Source organism: Actinosynnema sp. NPDC023794, from assembly GCF_040639675.1.
Classification (GTDB): domain Bacteria; phylum Actinomycetota; class Actinomycetes; order Mycobacteriales; family Pseudonocardiaceae; genus Actinosynnema; species Actinosynnema luteola.
This window is the reverse complement of record NZ_JBFAFR010000032.1, coordinates 75,164-98,812: the sequence shown is the minus strand read 5'-3', so window position 1 is coordinate 98,812 and position 23,649 is coordinate 75,164. Positions and strand designations below refer to the sequence as shown.

Below are 23,649 nucleotides of genomic sequence, written 5' to 3'. Positions count from 1 at the left end.
TGCCGGTCAGACCCGCGGCGTGCGCGTAGGCCGCCCGGACGCCGAGTTCCCGTTGCTCCATGTACGTCGGGTACGTGTGGTAGTCCGACGCCACGTCAGCCGAGCCACTCCGGGCGCAGCGGCATGTGCGACGTGGTGCCGTCGAGCTTCACGCCCAGCACCTGGTGCAGCTGGATGTTGTTGCGCTCGAAGCCCAACCGGGACGCGGCCAGGTACAGCCGCCACACCCGCGCCCGGCCGAGCCCCACCTCGGTCACCGCGTCGTCCCAGTGCTTCTCCAGGTTCTCGCACCACCCCGCCAGCGTCATGGCGTAGTGCTCGCGCAGGTTCTCCTCGTGCCGCACCTCGAACCCGGTGTCGTGCATCAACGACACGAGGTGGCCCGGCCCGACCAGCTCGCCGTCCGGGAACACGTACCGGTCGATGAACCCGCCGGTCCGCGCCGGCTGCTTGTTGTCCGGCCGGGTGATGCAGTGGTTGAGCAGCCGCCCGCCCGGCTTGAGCTTGCCGTACAGCGACCGGAAGTACGCGGGCAGCTTGGCCTTGCCGATGTGCTCGGTCAGGCCGATCGAGCTGACCGCGTCGAACCCGGTCTCCCGCACGTCCCGGTAGTCGAGGTAGCGCACCTCGGCCAGGTCGGACAGCCCGGCCTCCACGATGGCCTTCTGCGCCCACTCCGCCTGGTTGCGCGACAACGTCACGCCGAGCGCCTTCACGCCGTACTCGCGCGCGGCGTGCATGACCATCCCGCCCCAGCCGCAGCCGACGTCCAGCAGCCGCATGCCCGGCTTCAGCCCGAGCTTGCGCGCCACCAGGTCGTGCTTGGCGAACTGCGCCTCCTCCAAGGTGGACTCCGCGGTCGGGTACACGGCGCACGTGTACGCCATGGACGGTCCGAGGACCCACTCGTAGAACGTGTTCGACACGTCGTAGTGGTGCGCGATCGCCTCGCGGTCGCGCGCCTTGGAGTGCCGCAGGCCGCGCAGCCGGCGCTCCTGCGGCGGCACCTCGATCCTCGTGCCCAACCTGGTGCGCCCGAGCGTGGCCAGCAGCTCCACCCGCTCGCCCCAGGGCACCTCGCGCAACGAGATCTCGGACAGCTGCTTCAACGCCCCGTACACGTCACCGATGATCTCCAGGTGCCCGGTCACGTACGCGCGCGCCAGACCCAGCTCACCCGGCGCCGACGCCAGGTACGACAACGCCTCCGGTGTGCGCACCTCGATGCTCACACCCGCGTCGGCCGGCCCCGCGTGGCTGCCGTCGTACGCGCTGAACCGCACGGACTCGCCACCTCCGACCGCCCGCTGGAACACCTCCGCCAACCGCATTGGCCCCGGCTCCCTTCACCTACGGAGAACACACTTGGCGTACAAATCGGGCAGCCGGCCCGCCGGGTCGTACCGCTTCTTCAGGTCCTGGTACGTCGGGCCGTTGTAGTTCTCCCAGAACTCCTCCTCGCCGTAGTAGGAGTCGGAGTACAGGGACTTGTGCCCGCCCAGCTCGGTGACCTTGTCCTCGATCAGCCGGTTCCGGCTGCCCAGCTCCTCGTCGGGCCGCAGCGACACCGTCGACCAGAAGCCGACGTTGACGTACAGCACGTCCGGGTCCATCGGGTACAGCGGCCAGACCGTGCGACTGCCGTCCGGGCGGGCCCTCAACCGCACCGGGCACAGCCACACCGGGCTGATGCCGATCTCCCGGTGGAAGAAGTCCAGGAACTCGGCGAGCCGGTCCACCGGGATCTCCACGTCCTGGATCACCGGCTCCTGCACCGCCTTGCTCAACCGGTCGGACAGCTTGTGCCGCCGGTCCCACGCCACCACCTTGCGGTACACGTCCGAGCGCAGGTACCGCTTGGGCACGAGCCGCCGCACGACCGGGTGCTGCACGCCGAACGCCCGTGAGCACCAGAACCAGTCGGTGTCCCACCGCCACAGGTAGTCCCGCACGGTCAGGTAGTCGACGCTGCGCCGCTGGATGGACCGGTAGTAGATCTGGTTGCCGGTGTAGTCCGAGGTGAACGGCGCGGTGTCGGACCAGCTCCCCAGCGTCACGTACTGCTCGCCGCCGGAGAACACCGTCCCGTCGACGAAGTCGACCGGTTCACCCTGGTGCGAACCGTCGGCGCAGACCTCGGCGAGCATCCGGGCGCACTCGGCGGCGTCGGCGAACGGCACGTGCCGCAGCCGCACGTACGGCTTCACCGGCTCCAGCTCGATCTCCAGCCGCAGGGTGTAGCCGAGCGTGCCGTAGGAGTTCGGGAACCCGTGGAAGAGGCCGCCGTGGAGATCGTCCTGGGGGCGCGTGGTGACGACCTCGCCGTCGCCGGTCATCACTTCCAGCTCGCGCACGGACTCGTGCGGCAGGCCGTTGCGGAACGAGCTGGACTCGATGCCCAGCCCCGCCACGGCGCCGCCCAGCGTGATCGTCTTGAGCTGCGGCACGACCAGCGGCATGAGGCCGTGCGGCAGGGTGGCGTCGACCAGGTGCTCGTAGGTCGTCATGCCCTGGACCTGCGCGGTCCGCGCGGCGGCGTCCACCGACAGGACCCGGTTGAACCGGGCCACGTCGAGGCCGCCGGACTGGTCGGCGCGGAACCGGAAGAGGTTCGACGTCGACTTGGCCAGGCGCACCGGCGCGCCTGCCGGGATCGCCGCGTACTGGCCGCGCAACGCGGCCACGGCCCGCTCGTGGTCGGCCTCCTGGCCCTGCCGGTGATCCGTCACGGCACCGACGTTAGGCCGCCGGAGCTTGATCAGCACCCCCAAATTTCGCACCACCTCAAGTTACCGACGGGTAGTACGCTAGGCGGTTATGACCCACGCCACTCATGAGGTGACCAACCAGGTCCCGCCGCTGGAAGGGCACGACGTCTCGGCCGACCCGGCGTTGCTGGACGGCCTGCGGCGCGGCGGCGCGGAGTGGGCCGAACCCGAGGTGCGCGCGCTCGGCGTGCTCGCCGGCACGCCGCACGTCCAAGACCTGGGACGGCTGGCCAACGCGCACCCACCCGTCCTGCACACCCACGACCGGTACGGGCACCGGGTCGACGAGGTCGAGTTCCACCCCGCCTGGCACGAGCTGATGGGCACGGCGGTCGCCAACGGCCTGCACGCGGCGCCGTGGCGGGACGACCGGCCGGGCGCGCACGTCGCCCGCGCGGCCAAGTTCTACGTGTGGAGCCAGGCCGAGGCGGGCCACGGCTGCCCGATCTCGATGACGTACGCGGCCGTGCCCGCGCTGCGCGCGACGCCCGCGCTGGCCGAGCGGTTCGAGCCGCTGCTGGCGTCGCGGGAGTACGACTTCGGGTTGCGCGAGCCGTCGACCAAGCGGGGCCTCATCGCGGGCATGTCGATGACGGAGAAGCAGGGCGGGTCGGACGTGCGCGCGAACACCACGCGCGCCGCGCCCGTCGGTGACCACTACCTGCTGACCGGGCACAAGTGGTTCACGTCCGCGCCGATGTCCGACCTGTTCCTGACCCTGGCGCAGGCGCCGGGCGGCCTGTCGTGCTTCGTGCTGCCGCGCGTGCTGCCCGACGGCACGCGCAACGCGATGTTCCTCCAGCGGCTCAAGGACAAGCTCGGCAACAAGTCGAACGCGTCCGCGGAGCTGGAGTACGACGGCGCGGTCGGGTGGCTGGTCGGCGAGGAGGGCCGGGGCGTGCGGACCATCATCGAGATGGTCAACATGACCCGGCTGGACTGCGTGCTCGGGTCCGCGTCCGGGATGCGGCTGGGTCTGACGCAGGCCACGCACCACGCGGCGCACCGCGAGGCGTTCGGCGCGTACCTGGTCGACCAGCCCGCGATGCGCAACGTGCTGGCCGACCTGGCGGTGGAGTCGGAGGCGGCGACCACGGTGGCGTTGTGGCTGGCCGGCAACCGGAGCAGGCTGGGGCTCGCGGTGAGCAAGTACTGGGTGTGCAAGCGGGCTCCGGCGCACGCCGCCGAGGCGTTGGAGTGCCTGGGCGGCAACGGGTACATCGAGGACTCGGGGATGCCGCGGCTGTTCCGGGAGTCGCCGTTGATGTCCATCTGGGAGGGTTCGGGCAACGTGGCGGCGTTGGACGCGCTGCGCGCGCTCGGGCGTTCGCCGGAGGCGGTGGCGGAGTTCTTCGGCGAGTTGGACGCCGCGCGCGGCGCCGACCGGCGGTTGGACGCGGCGGTCGACGGGCTCAAGGACGAGCTGACCGATGTGGCCGACCTGGAGGTGCGGGCGCGCAGGCTCGTGGAGCGGATGGCGTTGGCGTTGCAGGGCGCGCTGCTGGTGCGGTACGGGCACCCGGCGGTGGCGGACGCGTTCTGCGCGTCGCGGTTGTCCGGTGACTGGGGCGTGGCGTTCGGCACGCTGCCGCGCGGTGTCGACTTCGGTGCGATCGTGGAACGGGGGTTGCCGAAGCCGTGAGCGCCGTCCGGGTTGAGCGGTCGGGACCGGTGTTCACCGTCCTGCTGGACCGGCCCGCCGTGCGCAACGCGGTGGACGGGCCGACCGCGCACACGTTGACCGAGGTGTTCCGCGAGTTCGACGAGGACCCGACCGCGGCGGTGGCCGTGCTGCACGGTGAAGGCGGCACGTTCTGCTCGGGCGCCGACCTGAAGGCGTTGGGCACTCCTCGGGGCAACGACGCGGAGTCGCCGTCCGGGCCGATGGGTCCGACGCGGTTGCGGCTGTCGAAGCCGGTGATCGCGGCGGTGTCCGGGCACGCGGTGGCGGGCGGGCTGGAACTGGCGCTGTGGTGCGACCTGCGGGTGGCGGACTCCGACGCGGTGTTCGGGGTGTTCTCGCGGCGGTGGGGCGTGCCGCTGATCGACGGCGGGACGGTGCGGTTGCCCCGGTTGATCGGCGCGTCGCGGGCGATGGACCTGGTGCTGACGGGTCGGCCGGTGACCGCCGCGGAGGCGTTGGACATCGGTCTGGTGAACCGGGTGGTCCCGACCGGGACGTCGCGTGCGGCGGCGGCGGCGTTGGCGCTGGAACTGGCCTCGTTCCCGCAGGTGTGCCTGCGGGAGGACCGGCTGTCGTTGCTGGAGCAGGAGGGGTTGCCGGAGGAGGCCGCCCTGGCCGGCGAACTGGAGCACGGCCGGATCTCGCTGACCGAGGTGGACAAGGGCCTGCGCCGGTTCCAGTCGGGTGAGGGCAGGCACGGGCGGTTCTAGCCCGTCACGCGCGCCGCTGATCAGGCCTTTCAGCGGCGCGAGGGCGGTTCGACGAGTCGCGGTGCCTCCGGTGGGCGGTACCGGGCCGGCCGGGGAACCGGGATGGTGGTGGCGTGCGATCCGACCGCGGCGCCACTGCCGGAACCCTCATCGCGAACAGCGGTCGAGCCGTGCACGTGGTCACCGGCGCGGCCCTCGGTGGTGGCCTGGTGGCCGCCGCCGCGCCCTGGTGGGCGTGGGTCGTCCTGCTCCCGGGCCTGTGGCTGTCATCCGTCGCCTTGCGCCGGATGACGCCTTCGGACCTCTTCACCAGGTGCGGCGCCTAGACGAGGCCCGCGCCGGGCGTCCGCAGGAACGTCGTTCGGGTCGCCCCGAGGACGTCTCGCGCTTCGCTTGTCCGCCATCGCGGCACCGCACTACCTTGCCGACGTGGACCTCTTCTCCCACACCTGGACGGCGTTGCGCACGGCGGTCGCCGAACTGCCGGACGAGGACTTCACCCGGCCTTCCGGCTGTGCCGGCCGGCTCGTGCGTGACCTGGTGTGCCACCTGGTCATCGACGCCCAGGACGTCCTGATCACCCTCGTGACCCCCGCCGGAACGGGAGCGACCCGCGACGCGGTGACCTACTGGAACGTCGCCGCGACGCCACCGACCGGCGACGACCCGCTCGACGCGCTGACCGTCCGGCTGGCCGCGGCGTACCGGGAGCCGGGGCTGCTCAAGTTCCACCTCGACGACGTCGGCGCCGCCGCCGGCCGTGCCGCCGAACTCGCCGACCCGGACCTCCTCGTGAGCACGCGCGGTGAGGTCCTCACCGCGGGCGACTACCTCACCGCGTACGTCCTGGAGTGGACGCTGCACCACCTCGACCTGGTCGCACACCTCCCGGACGCGGCGGACCCGCCCGCCGAGGGCCTCGCCCGGTCCCGCGAGATGCTGGAGGCGATCGCCGGAACCGCGTTCCCCGGGTCGTTCTCCGACGAGGACGCGCTGCTCGTCGGCACCGGCCGCCGCGCACCCACCCGGGCGGAGGAGGTCGAGCTGGGCGGGTTGACCGCGAAACTCCCGCTCATCCTCGGGTGATCGCCCAGGCGGGTGACGCGCCCGCCGGATCAGGCCGAGCGGGTCAAGCCGGGCCGAGCGAGCAGGTCAGGCCGAGCGGGTCAGGCCCAGTTCGCGGGCGATCAGCATCTTCTGCACCTCGCTGGTGCCCTCGCCGATCTCCAGGATCTTCGCGTCCCGGTAGAAGCGGCCGACCGGGTACTCGTTCATGAACCCGTACCCGCCGAAGATCTGCGTCGCCTGGCGCGCGTTGTCCATCGCCGCCTCCGACGACACCAGCTTCGCGATCGCCGCCTCGCGCTTGAACGGCTCGCCGCGCAGCATCTTCGCCGCCGCGTGGTAGTACGCCAGCCGCGCGGTGTGCGTGCGCGCCTCCATCTCGGCGATCTTGAACTGGATGGCCTGGTACTCGCCGATCTTGTGGCCGAACGCCTCGCGCTCGCCCGCGTACTTCAGGGACTCGTCCACGCACCCCTGCGCCAGGCCGACGCCGATCGCCGCGATCGCCACCCGGCCCTCGTCCAACGTCTGCAGGAACTGCGCGTACCCGCGCCCGCGCTCGCCGACCAGGTTCTCCAACGGCACGCGGCAGTCCTGGAACGACAGCTCACGCGTGTCCGACGCGTTCCACCCGACCTTGGAGTACTTGCGCGAGACCGAGAACCCCGGCGTGCCCGACGGCACGATGATCGCGGAGATCTCCGGCCTGCCGTCCTCCCGCCGCCCGGTCACCGCCGCCACCGTCACCAGACCGGTGACGTCCGTGCCCGAGTTGGTGATGAACGCCTTGGTGCCGTTGATCACCCACTCGTCGCCGTCGACCCGCGCGGTGGTCCGCAGCGCGCCCGCGTCCGACCCGCTGCCGGGCTCGGTGAGCCCGAACGAGCCGAGCACCTCACCGCTGCACAACCGGGGCAGCCAGGCCGCCTTCTGCTCGGCCGAACCGAACCGGAACACCGGCATCGTCCCCAGCGAGACGCCGGCCTCCAGCGTGATCGCCACCGAGGAGTCGACCCGCGCCAGCTCCTCCAACGCCAGGCACAACGCGAAGTAGTCGCCGCCCATCCCGCCGAACTCCTCCGGGAACGGCAGCCCGAACAGCCCCATGCGCCCCATCTTGGCGACGACCTCGTAGGGGAACTCCTCGCGCTCGTAGAAGCCCCCGATGACCGGCGCGACCTCCTCGCGGGCGAACTCCTCGACGGTCTTGCGCAGCGCCTCGTATTCCTCGTCAAGGCGGAAGTCCAACATCGCTCACTCCTCGTGGGGCACGACGACGGCAAGGGTTTCGTCCAGCGCGACCTGTTGGCCGGCCTGGACGTGCACTTCGGCGAGCACGCCTGCCACGGGTGACGTGACGGTGTGCTCCATCTTCATCGCTTCGACCACGAACAACGGCTGGCCGGCCGTCACGTGCTCGCCCCGCGCGACCCGCGCCACGAGCACCGTGCCGGGCATCGGGCTGGTCACCGGTCCACCGCTGCCCGCCGACGACGACGCGGCGGCCTCCGACGGCAGGGTCTCGGTCAACGCCCACGCGCGCCCGTCCGCGCCGAGCCACAGCACGTCGCCCTCGCGGGCCACCGCGTACCGCCGGCCGCCGACCACGAGCCACGTGCCCTCGACGTGGGCCGCGAGCCGCAGCGGTTCCCGTCCGTCGACGGACACCTCGTCGCCGCGGACCCGGACCTCGACCCCGTCGATCAGCCACTTCGTCCACGCGTGCTCGCCGACCCGCCACCCACCGGACCGCTCCCACGGGTCGTCGCCGCGCGTCGCGAGCTGCCGTTCCAACGCCGCCGCCGCCAGCACCTCGTCCGGCACGTCGTGGCGCGTCAGCGACTCCAGCTTCCGCTCCACCAGCCCGGTGTCCAGCGCACCCGCGCGCACGTCCGGGTCGGCCAGCAGCGCGCGCAGGAACGGGATGTTCGTCGTCACGCCCAGCAGGACCATCCGCCCCAACGCGGAGTCCAGCCGGCGCAACGCCTCCTCGCGCGTCGCCCCGTGCGCGATCACCTTGGCCAGCATGGGGTCGTAGTCGCTGCCGACGGTCAGCCCCACGCGCAACGCCGAGTCCACCCGCACGTCGGACGGCTCGTGCAGCGCCAGCACCGTGCCGCCGGTCGGCAGGAACCCGCGGGCCGGGTCCTCCGCGTAGACGCGGGCCTCGACGGCGTGCCCGGTCAGCTCCACCTCGTCGAGCCGGAGGTGCTCACCCGCCGCCACCCGCAACTGCCACTCGACCAGGTCCACCCCGGTCACCAGCTCGGTGACCGGGTGCTCCACCTGGAGCCGGGTGTTCATCTCCATGAAGTTGAGATCGCCGGACTTGCCGTCCGCGATGAACTCGACCGTACCGGCCCCGATGTAGCCGACGGCCTTGGCCACAGCGACCGCGTACTCGCCTGCCCGCTCGCGGGCCTCGGGCGTGAGGAACGGCGAAGGCGCTTCCTCGACGATCTTCTGGTGCCGCCGTTGGAGGCTGCACTCCCGCTCGCCGAGGTGCACCACGCGGCCGTGGGCGTCGGCCATCACCTGGACCTCGATGTGCCGGGGGTCGGTGACGAACCGCTCGATCAGCAGCGCGTCGTCGCCGAACGACCCGCGCGCCTCACGCCGCGCCGACTCGATGGCGTCCCTCAGGTCGTCACCGGACTCCACCAGCCGCATGCCCTTGCCGCCACCGCCGGCCGACGGCTTCAGCAGCACCGGGAAGCCGATCTCGGCCGCCGCCTCGACCAGGTCGTCGTCGGTCATCCCGACCTCGGTCCGCCCCGGCACCACCGGCACGCCCGCCGCCGCGACGGCCAGCTTGGCGCGGATCTTGTCGCCCATCGCCTCGATGGCGTCCGCGGGCGGCCCGATGAACACCAGCCCGGCCTTCTCGCACGCCCGCGCGAACTCCGCGTTCTCGGCGAGGAAGCCGTACCCGGGGTGCACCGCCCGCGCGCCCGTCGAGAGCGCCGCCTCGATGATCCGCTCGACCGACAGGTAGCTCTCGCGCGCCGACGCGGGTCCGATCCGGACCGCCACGTCGGCCATCCGCACGTGCAGCGCATCGGCGTCGGCATCGCTGAACACGGCCACCGAGTGGATCCCGAACCGCCGCAACGCGCGGATCACGCGCACCGCGATCTCGCCGCGGTTGGCGACCAGCACAGAGTCGAACATCGCCATCACATCCGGAAGACGCCGTAGGAAACCGGCTCGATCGGGGCGTTCGCCGCCGTGGACAGGGCCAGGCCGAGCACCATCCGCGTGTCGAGCGGGTCGATCACGCCGTCGTCCCAGAGCCTGGCCGTGGAGTAGTACGGGTTGCCCTGGTCCTCGTACTGCTGCCGGATCGGCGCCTTGAACGCCTCCTCGTCCTCGGCCGACCACTCGTCGCCGAGCTGGTCGCGCCGCACCGTCGCCAGCACCGAGGCCGCCTGCTCGCCGCCCATCACCGAGATCCGGGCGTTGGGCCACATCCACAGGAACCGGGGCGAGTAGGCCCGACCGCACATGGAGTAGTTGCCCGCGCCGAACGACCCGCCGATGACGACGGTGAACTTCGGCACCCGCGCGCACGCCACCGCCGTCACCATCTTCGCGCCGTGCTTGGCGATGCCCGCCGCCTCGTACTCGCGGCCGACCATGAACCCGCTGATGTTCTGCAGGAACACCAGCGGCACGCCGCGCTGGTCGCACAGCTGGATGAAGTGCGCGCCCTTCAACGCCGACTCGCCGAACAGCACGCCGTTGTTGGCCACGATGCCGACCGGGTGACCGTGGATCCGGGCGAACCCGGTGACCAGCGTCGCGCCGTACTCCTTCTTGAACTCGTGGAACCGGCTGCCGTCCACGACGCGGGCGATCACCTCGCGCACGTCGTAGGGCGTGCGGCTGTCCGTGGGCACGACGCCGTACAGCTCGGCGGGGTCGACGGCGGGCTCGACGGTCGGCTCGACCTGCCACGGGCGCGGCGCGCGCGGACCCAGCGTGCTGACGATCGAGCGCACGATCCGCAACGCGTGCGCGTCGTCCTCCGCGAGGTGGTCGGTGACGCCGGACGTGCGCGAGTGCAGTTCGCCGCCGCCCAGCTCCTCGGCCGTGACAACCTCGCCGGTCGCGGCCTTCACCAGCGGCGGGCCGCCGAGGAAGATCGTGCCCTGGCCGCGCACGATCACCGCCTCGTCCGACATCGCGGGCACGTACGCGCCGCCCGCCGTGCACGAGCCGAGCACGGCGGCGATCTGCGGTATGCCGCGGGCCGACATGGTGGCCTGGTTGAAGAAGATCCGGCCGAAGTGCTCGCGGTCCGGGAACACCTCGTCCTGCTTCGGCAGGAACGCGCCACCGGAGTCCACCAGGTAGACGCACGGCAGGTGGTTCTGCAACGCCACCTCTTGGGCGCGCAGGTGCTTCTTCACCGTCAGCGGGTAGTAGGTGCCGCCCTTGACGGTGGCGTCGTTGGCGACGACCACGACCTCGCGGCCGGACACGCGGCCGACGCCCGTGATGACGCCCGCGGCGGGAGCCTCGTCGCCGTACATGCCGTCCGCCGCCAGCGGCGACAGTTCGAGGAACGGCGAACCGGGGTCGAGCAGCGTGTCGACCCGGTCGCGCGGCAGCAGCTTGCCGCGCTCCACGTGCCGGGTCCGCGCCTTCTCCGGGCCGCCCAGGGCGGCCCGGCCGAGCTTGGCGCGCAGCTCGTGCACGAGCCGCGCGTGCTCGTCGTGGTAGCGCCGGAAGGCGTCGGCCGACTTGTCGGCCGTGCTGCGCAACACCGGGGCGTCCATCGAACTCCTCGCGGTTAGCCGTCGTTAACCTGAGGAGATGTTAGCGCTTGTTAACTCCTGTTCACAAGCCGGAGGGGGCCGCGGGTGCGGCCCCCTCCGGGTGATGCCGGGTCGGGTCAGCCGGTGACGGCGTTGAGCTGCGGCAGGTAGCCGAGGCGCTGACCGTTGCGGTTGGGGTGGTAGGACTCCTCCACCGGCCAGGACAGGCTGTTCAGCCACCAGTCCGACGAGCAGATCTCGTGCCCGGTGAACGCCGTGCGCAGGTCGCGATAGGCGAACGACTTCGCGCCCGCCCGGGCGGAGATGACCTGGTGCAGGGTGTCGGCGGCGGAGTTGATCGCCGCGCGCTTGGTGTCGCTCAGGCCGACCGAGCAGCTGCCCGGCACCTTGTACAGGCGCGGGTAGCCGAGCACGACGACCGTGGCGGACGGCGCGCGGGTGCGGATCTGCGCGTAGACGTTGTCCAGCAGGCCGGGCAGCGTGCCGGTGGCGTAGGCCTTCGCCTGGTTGACCCGGTTGACGCAGGTCGAGTCGGAGCCGAAGGTGCACGTGGTGATCACGTCGGTGAAGCCGGCGTCGTTCCCACCGATCGAGATGCTGACCAGGGAGGTCGAGGCCGCCAGCGCGCTGACCTGGTTGGCGAGCACGTCGCCGGTCTTGGCGCCGGAGCAGGCCACGAACTTGAACGACGCGGGCGCGTGCGACGCCGCCCAGAGCGCCGGGTAGCTGTATTGGCTGCGCTTGCAGCTGCCGGAGTCGCTGTAGTACGAGCCGGTGCCCGTTCCGGACGAGTAGGAGTCGCCGAGTGCGACGTAGTTGGCGGCGGCGGCTTCGGCCGGCACGACGAGTGCCAGCGTGGCGACGAGTGCCAGCGCCGCGCTGGACAGGGTTCGGACAAGGCGCATCGGAGCCTCCCGGAGGGAAACAACGCAGGGTGTGATGCGGAGCACAACAAGGGTTACCAGTAAGTAGTCCTATATAAAAAGAGTGGGTCAAGAGTTAACTACGCGTTTCGACCGCCGGCCCGTGATCGTGTGCCGGCCGCCAGGTTAACGCCCGTTTACGTGGACTGGGCCGGCCGTTTAAGATGGGCGTCGTGCCAGCCGAGCCAGCGAAGCAAACCCGCCGTGACCAGATCCTGGCCGCCGCCGCCGAACTGTTCGCCCGGCACGGCTTCCACGGCGTCGGCATCGACGACATCGGTGCCGCGGTGGGGATTTCCGGGCCGGCGCTGTACCGGCACTTCCGCAGCAAGGACGCGATGCTGGGCGAGATGCTGACGTCCATCAGCGAGCGACTGCTGGACGGCGGGCAGAACCGGGTGGCCGCTTCGGGCGACCCCGCGCACGCGCTTCGGGAATTGATCCGGTGGCACGTCGACTTCGCGTTGGACGACCCGGCGTTGATCACCGTGCAGATCCGCAACCTGGCGAACCTGACCGACCCGGACCGGCGGCGGGTGAGAGCGCTCCAGCGGCGTTACGTCGAGGTGTGGGTGGAGACGATCCGCAAGACGTCGCCGGAGGTGGACGAGCCGACCGCCCGTGCGGCGGCGCACGCCGTGTTCGGGTTGATCAACTCCACCCCCCACAGCGCGCACCTGGACCGTGACCAGATGGCCGCGCTGCTCTCGCAGATGGCGCTGGCGTCGTTGTCCGGCGCGCTGCCCGTGCGGCCGTGAAGTCCCGGGCCGCGTGTTCTCCAGCGTTGAACTCGGGGGTCCTGGACGTAGGACACGCGCGTTCTGGAGGTAGGACACGCGCCGGCTGGGAGTAGGACTCTCGCGTACGCTGGGCTGCCAATGGGTGACGTGGCGGTGAAGACCACCGGGGGGTGGCCGGGGCTCCGGTTGTTCGCCCGCCTGCCCGGCTGGTTCAGGTTCGTGCTGGTGGCGCTGGCCGTGTTCGTGTGCGGCGTGATCGCGTCCAGGCCGGCGGGCGCGACCGACACCTCGCCGCTGGAAGGTGACGTCGCGGTGGCGGCGAGGGCCGTCGAGGCGATGGCCCACCCGACCGGGGCGAACCCGCTCGTCGGGTTCCCGGCCGACTTCGGCGAGGTGACCAACCGCGAGCCGGTGGCGGTCGTCGGGCCCGACGGGTCCACCCGGGCCGTCGACCCGAACGGCGGGTGCTCCGGACCGGCGGGCAACACGGAGTGGGACTTCGGCACCGGCTGCAAGGCGCACGACCTGGGCTACGACCTGCTCCGCTACGCCGAGCACAAGGGCCGCCCGCTGGGCCCGGAGGCCCGCAAGTCCCTCGACGCCCGCCTCGCGGCCGACATGCACGCCCAGTGCGACGTGAACCCGCGCGGCCGCGCCGGCCAGTGCCACGCGACCGCCCAGCTCTACGCGGCGGGCCTGGAGTTCAACTCGTGGCGGCAGCGCTGGGGACCGCCCGGTCACGAACCCGTCCTCGCCTGGGGCTTCGGCAGCGCCGTCGTGGTGTTCCTGCTGCTCGCCCGCCTGCCCCGCAAACGGGGACCCGACGAACCCGTCGACGCGCCCCGGCCACGGGCCACCCACGACCGCTACGCCACGTTCCTGCGGCTGAGCGCGCTCGCCCTGGTGGTGATCGGCCAGTCCGTGATCACCGTCCTGCACTGGGCGGGGGTGAGCGCGACCTGGCTGTGGTTGCTCACCTGGGCGTTGCAGGCCATCCCGGTCTTCTACTTCGCGGGCGGCCACGCCAACCTCGCCGCCTGGCACGCCGTGCAGGCCGACCACGGCGGCTACGGCCGCTACCTGGCCGGGCGCATCTCCTGGCTGCTGCGACCCGTGCTGGCGTTCGTGCTGGCCTGGCTGGTCCTGCCGCTGCCGCTCGAGCTGCTCGACGTGGACAAGTCGCGGGTGGAGATGTTCGGCCGGCTCATCGCGCACCCGCTGTGGTTCCTCGGCCTGTACCTGGTCGCGGTCGCCGCCACCCCGGTCATGGCCTGGTTGCACCGCAACGCCCGGCTGGCCACGCCGGTCGCGCTCGTCGCCGCCATGATCGTGGTCGACCTCGCCCGCATCGGCTTCACGTGGCGCACCGGCGGCTACCTCAACCTGGTGCTGGGCGCGCTGCTGCTGCAACAGCTCGGCTTCCACTACGCCGACGGCAGCCTGCACCGCGTCTCGCGCAAGGTGCTCGGCGCCCTCGCGCTCGCCGCCGTGCCGGTGCTACTCGCGCTGATCACGTTCGGCGGCTACCCGCGCACGATGATGCCGCTGCCCGGCGAGGGCAGCTCGAACCTCAGCCCGCCCACCGTGTGCCTGCTCGTGCTCGGCCTCGCCCAGATCTGCGTCGTGCTGCTGCTCAAGCCCCGCGTCACGGCCTGGCTGGCCGGCAGCAGACCCTGGCGGGTCGTCGAGTTCGCCCGGACCACGCCCATGACGGTCTACCTCGGCTACCTGACCGTGCTGGCCGCCGTGATCGGGGTGCTCGGGCTGCTCGACTCGCCGGCCGCGTTCGACTGGGTCGCCACCAAGCCGCGCTGGCTGGCCGTGCTGGTGCTGCTGCTCCTGCCCGTCCTGGCCGTGTTCCACCGCTTCGAGCGCAACGCCGCGCTCAGCCCCTGCCGCACCCGCGAGACCCACCGCACCCGGCTCGCCGTCACGCTCGGCGCGGGCTACGGGGTGCTGGGCGTCCTCGGGTTCGTGGTCACCGGGTTCGCAGGCGCGGCGGGCACGCTGGTCGTGTTCAAGGTCGACCCGCTCCAGAACCTGATCCACCTGCTGCTGGGCTGGTACCTGCTGCACACCGCGCACACCGGCACTTGCCACGGCCGCCGTCCCTGGCTGCTCACCGCGCTGGCCTGCGTGCCGCCGCTGCTGGTGCTGGAGCCCACGGGCGCGATGGTCGTCCTGCACGGCGCGACGATCGTCGTCGCCCTGGCCGCGGCGGTACCGAAGCAGGACGAGGCACGCGCAGGTGAACACCGGCAGCCACGTCCCGCGTTCCAGCACCCATAGCGCGTCCGACGGCGGCGTGTGCAGGCCGCGCAACGAGCCGAACACCGATCCCGCCAACGTCACCACCAGCAACGCGCTCTGGTGCACCAGGAAGATCGGCAGCGCCCGCGCGTTCAGCCCCCGGGCCGGGAACGACGGCCGGACCAGCAGCACCAGCCCCACCTGCGCCATCGCCAACGCCAGCGCGGCGGCCGACGGCGGCGACAGGTTCGACTCCGCCGCGCCCGGCACACCGACCGCGCTCGCCGGGTACCCGACGGCCAACAGCAGCGCGAACACCACCCCGCCGGCCACGAACAGCACCGCACCCCACGAGCGGTGCTGCCCGCGTTGGGCCACGAGCACACCCACCTGCCACGGCGCCCACCACACCGCGACCACGTTCACCCAGCCGACGTCCACCGCGACCAGCGCGACCGGGATCACCAAGCCCCACCACCCCAGCCGCCGCAGCAACGGCGTGAACGCCGACAGCACCACGTACACGACGAGGAACCACAACGGCGTCACGACGAGGTACCCGACGGTCATCACGGTCTGCTGCGGCAACCCGCGCATCGACAGTCCGAACAGGACGGCGGCCCACGCGCCCAGCAGCACCACCACCGGCAGCACGAGCTTCCGCGCCCGCGACCACCACGGCACACCCGACCGCACCGCGCCGAACCCGCCGGTGAAGAAGAACAGCCCCAACGTCTGGAGCACCCACGTCAGCGGCGCCAGCTCCGGCATCCACCGCAACGGGCTGTCCACCACCAGCCCGTCGCCGGTGAGCACCACGGCCGTCACCAGCCAGTGCCCCAGCACGACCCCGACGATGGCGATCGCGCGCGTCGCGTCGATCACCGGATCCCGTTGCGTCATGGCGCCTCCCCCACCGCGAGCCGGGCCAGGGCGCGCAAGGACGCCGTGCCCTCCCGGAAGTACTCGTCGTGGCCGATGTCGCCGACGTCGAACACCCGCGCGCCGAACGCCGGTGCGACCGGGTCCGCCCCGTGCCCCAGGTCGCCCAGCCGCACCGAGGGCACCCACCGCGTCCAGTCCCGACCGCCGCGCGCCGCCCAGACCCGCGCGCCGGACGTCACCGAGTCCACCCGCACGCCGGGTGATCCGAGGAGCACCACGTCGTCGACGGGCGGCTGGGCCAGCCCGCACACCACCGACCCGTAGCTGTGGCACATCAGGTGCACGTGCCCCGGCAACGTCCGCACGTACTCGTCCAGCGCGACCGCGCCCGCCCGTGCCAACCGGCCGCCGGCCGCGTCCACCCCGAGCCCCGACGGCGTCCGGTACCCCAGCCACGCGACCACCGCGACGTCGTCCCGCCCGACGGACGCGTGCAGGTCGCGCGCCATCCGCCCGACCGTGTCGTCGAACCGCCGGTCGTCCACATCGGACCCCGGCACGACGACGGCGACGTGCGCGGCCCGGGCGAGGTCGCCGCGCACCTCGATCCTGGGCGTGAACGGCGGCGGGTCGCCACCCGGCACCGCCAGGACCAGCAGCGCGGCCACCAGCGCGATCTTCTTCGGCATGGCGCCGAAACTAGGAAGGCCACACCCCTCGGATCGTCACCCCGCGGTGCCGTTCCGGAGGCCCTACCCCGGTACCACGAGACCGGACTCGTAGGCCGCGATGACGGCTTGCGCCCGGTCGCGCAGGCCGAGCTTCATCAACACCCGGCTCACGTGCGTCTTCACCGTCTGCTCGGCCAGCACCAGGTGCGCGGCGATCTCGCCGTTGGACAGGCCCTGCGCGATCAGCCGCAGCACCTCGGTCTCCCGCTCGGTCAACGCGGTCAGCGCGGCGGGCTTCACCACCCGCACCGGCTGCGCCTTCACGAAGTCCTCGATGAGCCGCTTGGTCACCGACGGGGCCAGCAAGGCCTCGCCCCGCGCCACCACCCGCACCGCGGCCAGCAGCTCGCTCGCGGGCGCGTGCTTGAGCAGGAACCCGCTCGCACCGGCCCGCAACGCCTCGTAGACGTAGTCGTCCAGGTCGAACGTGGTCAGCACGAGCACCTTGACCGGGTCCTCGGCCAGCAGCCTGGTCGCGGTCAGCCCGTCCATCTCCGGCATCCGCACGTCCATCAGCACCACGTCCGGCCGCAGCCTGCGGACCTCGCTGACGGCGGCGACACCGTCGCCGGCCGACCCGACCACGCTGATGTCCGCCTGGGCGTCCAGCAGCGCGGAGAACCCCTCGCGCACCATCTCCTGGTCGTCCGCCACCAGCACCCGGATCATCGCTGCCCCACCGGCACGGTCGCCCGCACTTCGAACCCCCCGTCCGCGGTCGGTTCGGCGGTCAGCGAACCGCCGTGCACCGCCACCCGTTCCCGCATGCCCCTGAGCCCGTGCCCGCCGCCACCGCCGAGCGACGGCCCGCCCGCCGTGTTCCGCACGACGACCCGCAGCTCGTCGTCCACCAGGTCGACGGTGACCGACGTGGTCGCGCCCGGCGCGTGTCGCCCGGCGTTCGTGAGCGCCTCCTGCACGATCCGGTACGCGGTCAGCCCGACGGCCTCCGGCACCTCGGCGTCGGTGACGGTCGCGTCCGCGTGCAGCGACCGGATGTCGGCCAACCCCGGCTGCGGCGTCCGGTCGGGCCGCCGGCCGGACTCCCGCAGCACGCCGAGCAGCTGCTGCATGTCCGTGATCGCGGCCCTGGCCGCCGCGCCGAGCTCGGCGAACTCCTGCTTGCCCGCCTCGGGCAGGTCCGCGATCCGGTAGGGCGCGGTCTCGCACCGGACCACCACCAGCGACATGTGGTGCGCGACCACGTCGTGCATCTCGCGGGCGATCCGGGCGCGTTCGACCAGCGCCGCCTTCTCGTCCTGCTCGGCGTGGTAGCGCCGCTCGGCCCGCCCGCGCGCGCCGAACGCGTACCCGAGCAGGAGCACCAGCAGCAGCAGCCCGATGGTCGGCAGGGCCACGCCCGACTGCTCCATCCCGAGCAGCACGCCGGACGTGATCAACGCCACGAGCAGCACGACCCGGCCGCGGTGCGCGGTCGCGACCGCCAGCAGCACCGGCACGTACCACCACCACTGCCAGCTGCCCAGGGTCGACGGTTCCGAGGGCGTCAGCAGCCGCATGACCACCAGGCCCGCCGTGGCCAGCCGCCACGCCAGGAGCGTGGAGCGCAGGGTCAGGGCGGTGCTGCCGGCGACGATGGCGAACAGCAGCGGCCACCAGCCGTCCGGTTCCTCCCGCGTGACGTAGTCGGAGCTCACCCCGATCGCGATGATCAGGCCGTGGAGCAGCACCGCCACCATCAGCGGGTGGCGGAAGCGGAAGCCGTCGTAGACCCGCGTGCGGTCGCGGAACAGCACGACCTGGAGGAGGGTGCGGATCACGGCCCCGATGCTATGCGGCAGGCCGCGCCGACACATGCCACCACGGTCTGTCATACCCCGGTACGACGCGCCCATACCGGAGAGGCGACGCACCGGACAAGCCGTTGCGGTGGGCGAACACCACCGGGTAGGCAATATGCAGAGCTGTGCGCCCCTACTCCGTGTTGGAAGATGGCTGAATGCACCCGCAGCAAGATCCGGATCGCTGGTCGCGGCTCCAGGCCGTGGCCGGCGAAGCCCTGACCGCGGCCAAGGTCGGGGAGGACGCGGTCGCGGTCGACCTCGTCACCGGGTACCTCAGCGGCTCGCCCGAGGGCAACGAGGAGATCCGGGAGCTGGTCCTCCTGCTGTTCTCGGAGTGCAGCGGGATGGTCGCCGCCCTCGGCTCGGGCGGCGCGACACCGGTGAAGATGCAGGTCTTCGACGAGGACGGGCAGGAGGTGCCGATCGACGACGCCGACCCGCCGGTCCGCACCGCGATCCGCACGCTGCTCGCCGAGGTGCACGGCGACCAGGAGGCGGCGGCCGAGCAGATCGAGATCGCGCTGGCCAACGGGCAGCCGCAGGAGCTGGCCACGGTGGTGCTCCAGGCCCTGCGGTGGACGGTGAAGCTGGCCGTGGAATGCGGTCTGCGCGACCTGCCCGTGTCGCCCTGGATCGCGACCGCGCTCGAAGAATAGTCGCGTCCGCCCGCACCCGCGTGGCACCGGAACCGTGACGAGCCTTGCCACGTCACGACGAACCAGCGCGCCGCTCGCACCGCGCCCAGGTCGTGCCGGACACGCTTGTCACCCGATTGGGTGGTCATTGCGTGACCACCAACGGCGAGTACGGCGGCAACCTGCGCTTCGACGGGCTTCGGCTTCGCGGCGGCGGTTCGGGTCCCCCTCCCGCCACCCGCCGGCGGCGGGAGGGGTCTTCCCCGAAGTGGCCTCGTGGCTCACCGCGCCGACAGCCGCACCAGGCCGCGCGTGACGCCCGGAGACGACCTGCCGCTCGGGCGTGGTGTCGCCGGGTGGTCGATGCCGGGAAACGGGTCACCGGCGCGACGGCGCCACCGGTGTCGCACAGACCCTGCGCCCGCGGCGGCGCCGGGGTGCCACGAGCGGGATCATGGGCCTGAACGTAGCGCTGGGTGACGGTCCGCGACAGGGCGTCCACAACTTGGGACGCCTAGGGTTCGGGTCATGCGCACCGCACTGATCGGTTACGGGCTCGGCGGAGCCGCCTTCCACGCACCGTTCCTGTCCACCACGCCCGGCTTGGCGCTGGCCGCCGTCGTCACGGGGAACCCGGAACGGCAGGCGGAGGTGTCGTCCCGCTACCCGGAGGCCGAGCTGATCTCGTCGGTGGACGAGGTGTGGGGGCGGGCCGACGAGTTCGACCTGGTCGTGGTCACCACGCCGAACCGGTTCCACGCCGCGCACGCCCGCGCCGCGTTGGAGCACGGGCTGAACGTGGTGGTGGACAAGCCCTTCGCGCCGTCGGCCGTCGAAGCGCGGGAGCTGGCCGACCTGGCGGCGGCACGCGGGGCACTGCTGGCGCCGTTCCACAACCGGCGCTGGGACGGCGACTTCCGGACCGTGGCGCGGCTGGTCGGCGAGGGCGCGCTGGGGCGGGTGCACCGGTTCGAGTCTCGGTTCGAGCGGTGGCGGCCGGAGGTGAAGGAGAGCTGGAAGGAGTCCGGCGACCCGGCCGACCTCGGCAGCATCGTGTTCGACCTGGGCACGCACCTGGTGGACCAGGCGGTGGCGTTGTTCGGGCGTCCGACGAGCGTGTACGCGGAGGTGCGGGCGTTGCGGGCCGGTGCGCGTGCGCACGACGACGCGTTCCTGGCGTTGACCCACCCGTCCGGCGCGGTGTCGCACTTGTGGGCTTCGGCGTTGGCGGCGGCGTCGGGACCGCGGTTCCGGGTCCTGGGCGACCGGTCGGCGTACGTGAAGTACGGGATGGACCCGCAGGAAGAGGCGTTGAAGGCGGGCGAGGTGCCCGGCGGTGAGGGGTGGGGCGAGGACGCGGTGGAGCAGTGGGGCGTGCTCGGCGCGGAGCCGGTGCGCACGGAGCCGGGGGCGTACCAGGACTTCTACGCGGCCGTCGCCGCTGGTCAGGCCCCTGTTCCGGTGGCGGACGCGGTGGCCGGGCTCGAGGTCGTAGAGGCGGCGTTCGCGTCGGCGCGCTCGGGTGAGGTCGTCTCGCTCGCCTAGGTGTCTTGCCTACCGAATCTCTCAGTGACTAAGATTCTTAGTCATGGGAGACGACAGGCGTGTGCAGGTCCTGGTGGTCGGGGCGGGGCTCAGCGGGTTGACGGCGGCGTTGTTCCTGGCGCAGCAAGGCGTTTCGGTGCTGGGGATCTCGAAGCACCGGGGCACGTCGCCGCACCCGAAGGCGACCGGGCAGACCCACCGGACGGTCGAGGTGCTGCGGCGGGCCGGTGTCGCGGACGAGGTGCTGGCGGGTGGCGCGGATCTCGACGGCGGACTGGTGATCAAGGTCGCGGAGAGCCTGCGGGGGCGGGTGTTTCACACGATCGTGCACGAGGACGACACCTGGGAGACCTCGCTCAGCCCCGAGCGCTCCGGGATGGCGAGCCAGGACCACGTGGAGCCGGTGTTGCTGCGGCGGGCACGTGAGCTGGGTGCGGAGGTGTTGTTCGAGACCGAACTGGTGTCGTTGGCGCAGGACGACGACGGGGTGTCGGCGCGGGTTCGTTCGGCTGGGGGCGAGTACACCGTTCGGGCGGACTACGTGATCGGGGCGGACGGGCACCGCGGGGTGGTGCGCCCGTTGGCGGGCATCGGGCGGCAGGGGCCCGGTGAGCTGTCGAGCCACGTCGGCGTGGTGTTCGACGCGGACCTGACCTCGCACGTCGCGGCCGACAAGCTGACGTTGTACTACTTGCGGAACCCGGCGTTCACCGGGGCGTTCGTCGGCACGAACACCGCGCGGCGCAACGTGTTCACGATCGAGTACGACCCGGCGCGCGAGTCGGTGGCGGACTACACCGCGCGGCGGTGCGTCGAGCTGCTGCGGATCGCGACGGACGCGCCCGACCTGGAGCCGGAGGTCCTGGAGGTCACGGCGTGGGAGATGGCGGCGTGGCTGAGCGACCGGTTCCGGGCCGGGCGGGTGTTCCTGGTCGGTGACGCGGCGAAGGTGACACCGCCGACCGGCGGGCTCGGCGGCAACACGGCGATCGGCGACGGGTACGACATCGCGTGGAAGCTGGCGGAGGTGCTGAAGGGCGAGGCCGGCGAGGGGCTGCTGGACAGCTACGAGGCCGAACGGCGGCCGTACGCGAAGCTGGTGGTGGACGGGTCGTACGCGAACTACGTGCAGCGGTTCGCGCCGCACCTGGCGGGCCCCGACGTGCCGGCCGAGGTCGACCACCTGCACCTGACCCTGGGCTACCGCTGCCGTTCGAGCGCCGTGCTGATCGACGACACCGACCCATCCCCGATGGAGGACCCGGCCAACCCGTCCGCCCGCCCCGGCTTCCGCGCCCCGCACGTCGTGGTGACCCGCGACGGCCGCCAGGTGTCCACTCTGGACCTGTTCACCACCTGGACCCTCGTCACCCTGAACCCCGCATGGCGCCACACCACCGTGCCGTCCCTGCACATCCCCACCATCACCGACCACACCGACACCCTGTCCACGCGCTACCGCATCGGCCGGACCGGCGCCGCCCTGATCCGCCCCGACGGCGTCATCGCCTGGCACACCCCCAATCCCCCCACCCCTACCTCGCCCTCCACCTCCCTCACCGCCACCCTCCACACCCTGAAATCCCTCTAACCCGCGCGTGTCGAACGTTCAGCGCCCGCGTGTCGAACGTTCAGGACCACCGTGTCGAACGTTCAGGACACCCGAACGTAGGACACGCGGGACCTGAGCGTTCGACACGCGGGACCCGAGCGTTCGACACGTCGGACCCGAGCGTTCGACACGCGGGGGTCAGGGGGTGGTGCGGCGGAGGGTTTCGCCGATGGCCAGCAGGGAGAGGGCGCTGACCACGGCGCCCGCGATCAGGTAGAGGGAGATCGGCCACGAGGCGTGGGTCGGGGTCACGCCGAGGAGCCACGTCGCGATCACGGGCGACAGGCCGCCACCCAGCACGGCGCCCAGCTGGTAGCTCAACGACACCCCGCTGTACCGCACCCGCGTGCCGAACAGCTCGGCGTAATAGGCGGGCATCGGCCCGAACACCGCCGCCGAACCGGAGAACGCCACCACCATCGCGAGCACCACCAACCCCGGCGACCGCGTCTCCACCAGCCAGAACAACGGGAACGCGAACACGCCCAGGAACGCCGCCCCACCCAGCATCACGGGCAACCGCCCCACCCGGTCGGACAGCCGCGCGAACACCAGGATCGCCAACGCCTGCGCGAACGCGCCGATCAGCCCGGCGGTCAACAACGTCCCCCGAGCCATCCCCAGCTGACGCGTCCCGTACGACACCGCGAACGTCGCCACCACGAAGATGAACATGTTGAACCCGAGGTTCACCCCCGCGCCGAGCAGCACCTTCCGCCACGACTCGCGCAGCACCACCGCCACCGGCAGCCGCACCGCGCCCGCCTTCTCCCGCGCCTCGCGGAACACCGGGCTCTCCTCGACCGACAGCCGCACGTAGAGCCCGACACCCACCAGCACCAGGCTGGCCAGGAACGGCAACCGCCAGCCCCAGCTGAGGAACGCGTCGCCGGACACCGCGGTCGACGCCGCCATCGCGCCGTTGGCCAGCAGCAACCCGATCGGCGACCCGAGGAACGTCCAGCTGCCGTACCACCCGGTCCGCCCGACCGGCGCGTGCTCGACCGCCATCAACGTCGCGCCGCCCTGCTCGCCGCCCAGGAAGAACCCCTGCACCACCCGCAGCAGGACCAGCAGCAACGGCGCGGCCAGCCCGATCGAGGAGTACGTCGGCAGCAGCCCGATCGCCGCCGTGCACAAGCCGGTCGCCGTCAACGTCAGCACCAGCATCGACCGCCGCCCGACGCGGTCGCCGAAGTGACCGATCACCACCCCGCCCAGGGGCCGGGCCAGGAAACCCGCGCCGAACGTGGCGAACGCCAGCAGCGTGCCGATGCGCGGGTCGAAGGAGGGGAAGAACAGCTTGTCGAACACCAGCGCGGACGCGGTGCCGTAGAGCAGGAAGTCGTACAACTCCACCGCGTTCCCGGCGGAACTGGCGAGCGCCACCCTGCGCACCTCGGAAGCCATTCACCCACCCTGGCCCGCACGGGCGCACAACCCACCTCGACCGTGAGCCACGTCACACGATCACGGCCACGTCCGGGGCAGGGCGGCCGACCCGGTTGGATCTCG

19 protein-coding genes and 1 pseudogene are annotated in these 23,649 nt (G+C 72.0%); 9 read left to right on the top strand and 11 right to left on the bottom strand.

Annotated elements, in window-relative coordinates:
• Positions 1 to 95: 95 nt before the first annotated feature.
• Together AB0H12_RS37975 and AB0H12_RS37970 are read right to left on the bottom strand one after the other, a co-directional pair.
• Positions 96 to 1,331, bottom strand: a complete 1,236-nt coding sequence (locus tag AB0H12_RS37975) for a class I SAM-dependent methyltransferase (RefSeq protein ID WP_499629643.1) — start codon at positions 1,329 to 1,331, stop codon at positions 96 to 98.
• Positions 1,332 to 1,346: 15 nt separating this feature from the next.
• Positions 1,347 to 2,729 carry an FAD-binding oxidoreductase gene (locus AB0H12_RS37970; RefSeq protein ID WP_499629641.1) on the bottom strand — a complete coding sequence of 461 codons (1,383 nt, stop codon included), beginning with the start codon at positions 2,727 to 2,729 and terminating at the stop codon, positions 1,347 to 1,349.
• Between the two features lie 88 nt (positions 2,730 to 2,817).
• Here AB0H12_RS37970 and AB0H12_RS37965 point away from each other — a divergent pair, with 88 nt between their 5' ends.
• The 4 genes from AB0H12_RS37965 to AB0H12_RS37950 all read left to right on the top strand — a co-directional run bounded on the left by AB0H12_RS37965 (position 2,818) and on the right by AB0H12_RS37950 (position 6,248).
• Positions 2,818 to 4,410 carry an acyl-CoA dehydrogenase family protein gene (locus tag AB0H12_RS37965; RefSeq protein WP_499629639.1) on the top strand — a complete coding sequence of 531 codons (1,593 nt, stop codon included), beginning with the start codon at positions 2,818 to 2,820 and terminating at the stop codon, positions 4,408 to 4,410.
• Positions 4,407 to 5,162, top strand: coding sequence for a crotonase/enoyl-CoA hydratase family protein (locus AB0H12_RS37960; protein ID WP_499629637.1), 756 nt, complete (start codon positions 4,407 to 4,409; stop codon positions 5,160 to 5,162). The genes AB0H12_RS37965 and AB0H12_RS37960 overlap by 4 nt, the downstream gene beginning before the upstream one ends.
• Before the next feature lie 113 nt (positions 5,163 to 5,275).
• Complete coding sequence (locus AB0H12_RS37955) at positions 5,276 to 5,488, top strand: hypothetical protein (protein WP_499629635.1); 213 nt, start codon at positions 5,276 to 5,278, stop codon at positions 5,486 to 5,488.
• Positions 5,489 to 5,591: 103 nt separating this feature from the next.
• Complete coding sequence (locus tag AB0H12_RS37950; protein WP_499629633.1) at positions 5,592 to 6,248, top strand: maleylpyruvate isomerase N-terminal domain-containing protein; 657 nt, start codon at positions 5,592 to 5,594, stop codon at positions 6,246 to 6,248.
• Positions 6,249 to 6,314: 66 nt separating this feature from the next.
• Here AB0H12_RS37950 and AB0H12_RS37945 read toward each other — a convergent pair whose 3' ends face one another.
• The 4 genes from AB0H12_RS37945 to AB0H12_RS37930 all read right to left on the bottom strand — a co-directional run bounded on the left by AB0H12_RS37945 (position 6,315) and on the right by AB0H12_RS37930 (position 11,913).
• Positions 6,315 to 7,478 (bottom strand): acyl-CoA dehydrogenase family protein, encoded by a 1,164-nt coding sequence (locus AB0H12_RS37945; RefSeq protein WP_499629631.1) that lies wholly within the window; start codon positions 7,476 to 7,478, stop codon positions 6,315 to 6,317.
• 3 nt (positions 7,479 to 7,481) lie between these two features.
• Positions 7,482 to 9,398 (bottom strand): acetyl/propionyl/methylcrotonyl-CoA carboxylase subunit alpha, encoded by a 1,917-nt coding sequence (locus tag AB0H12_RS37940; RefSeq protein WP_499629629.1) that lies wholly within the window; start codon positions 9,396 to 9,398, stop codon positions 7,482 to 7,484.
• A gap of 5 nt (positions 9,399 to 9,403) precedes the next feature.
• Positions 9,404 to 11,008, bottom strand: a complete 1,605-nt coding sequence (locus tag AB0H12_RS37935) for a carboxyl transferase domain-containing protein (RefSeq protein WP_499629627.1) — start codon at positions 11,006 to 11,008, stop codon at positions 9,404 to 9,406.
• Positions 11,009 to 11,124: 116 nt separating this feature from the next.
• Positions 11,125 to 11,913: an SGNH/GDSL hydrolase family protein gene (locus AB0H12_RS37930; protein ID WP_499629625.1), complete on the bottom strand. Its 789-nt coding sequence runs from the start codon at positions 11,911 to 11,913 to the stop codon at positions 11,125 to 11,127.
• A 182-nt stretch (positions 11,914 to 12,095) separates the two neighbouring features.
• Here AB0H12_RS37930 and AB0H12_RS37925 point away from each other — a divergent pair, with 182 nt between their 5' ends.
• Both AB0H12_RS37925 and AB0H12_RS37920 read left to right on the top strand, forming a co-directional pair.
• Entirely contained in the window at positions 12,096 to 12,689 is a 594-nt protein-coding gene (locus AB0H12_RS37925; protein WP_372470780.1) for an SACE_7040 family transcriptional regulator, read from the top strand.
• 120 nt (positions 12,690 to 12,809) lie between these two features.
• Positions 12,810 to 14,960: a phospholipase A2 gene (locus AB0H12_RS37920; protein WP_499629623.1), complete on the top strand. Its 2,151-nt coding sequence runs from the start codon at positions 12,810 to 12,812 to the stop codon at positions 14,958 to 14,960.
• 39 nt (positions 14,961 to 14,999) lie between these two features.
• Here AB0H12_RS37920 and AB0H12_RS37915 read toward each other — a convergent pair.
• From AB0H12_RS37915 to AB0H12_RS37900, 4 genes and pseudogenes are all read right to left on the bottom strand, one after another.
• Positions 15,000 to 15,824, bottom strand: a pseudogene (locus tag AB0H12_RS37915) (acyltransferase family protein); the annotation flags it as partial.
• On the bottom strand, positions 15,821 to 16,495 hold the full coding sequence (locus tag AB0H12_RS37910) for an alpha/beta hydrolase (protein ID WP_499629621.1): 675 nt from the start codon (positions 16,493 to 16,495) through the stop codon (positions 15,821 to 15,823). The gene AB0H12_RS37910 and the pseudogene AB0H12_RS37915, both read right to left, overlap by 4 nt.
• Positions 16,496 to 16,558: 63 nt before the next feature.
• Positions 16,559 to 17,206: a response regulator gene (locus AB0H12_RS37905; RefSeq protein WP_499629619.1), complete on the bottom strand. Its 648-nt coding sequence runs from the start codon at positions 17,204 to 17,206 to the stop codon at positions 16,559 to 16,561.
• Positions 17,203 to 18,318: a sensor histidine kinase gene (locus AB0H12_RS37900; protein ID WP_499629617.1), complete on the bottom strand. Its 1,116-nt coding sequence runs from the start codon at positions 18,316 to 18,318 to the stop codon at positions 17,203 to 17,205. Before AB0H12_RS37900 ends, AB0H12_RS37905 begins: the two co-directional genes overlap by 4 nt.
• A gap of 179 nt (positions 18,319 to 18,497) precedes the next feature.
• Between AB0H12_RS37900 and AB0H12_RS37895 the strand changes: the two genes are divergently transcribed.
• The 3 genes from AB0H12_RS37895 (at position 18,498) to rdmE (ending at position 22,113) form a co-directional block, all read left to right on the top strand.
• Positions 18,498 to 18,998 (top strand): hypothetical protein, encoded by a 501-nt coding sequence (locus tag AB0H12_RS37895; protein WP_499629616.1) that lies wholly within the window; start codon positions 18,498 to 18,500, stop codon positions 18,996 to 18,998.
• 507 nt (positions 18,999 to 19,505) lie between these two features.
• On the top strand, positions 19,506 to 20,522 hold the full coding sequence (locus tag AB0H12_RS37890) for a Gfo/Idh/MocA family protein (RefSeq protein ID WP_499629614.1): 1,017 nt from the start codon (positions 19,506 to 19,508) through the stop codon (positions 20,520 to 20,522).
• A gap of 43 nt (positions 20,523 to 20,565) precedes the next feature.
• A complete protein-coding gene (gene rdmE, locus AB0H12_RS37885) occupies positions 20,566 to 22,113 on the top strand; it encodes an aklavinone 12-hydroxylase RdmE (protein ID WP_499629612.1) in 1,548 nt (515 codons plus the stop codon).
• A gap of 159 nt (positions 22,114 to 22,272) precedes the next feature.
• Here rdmE and AB0H12_RS37880 read toward each other — a convergent pair whose 3' ends face one another.
• Entirely contained in the window at positions 22,273 to 23,544 is a 1,272-nt protein-coding gene (locus AB0H12_RS37880) for an MFS transporter (RefSeq protein WP_499629610.1), read from the bottom strand.
• Positions 23,545 to 23,649: the final 105 nt, after the last annotated feature.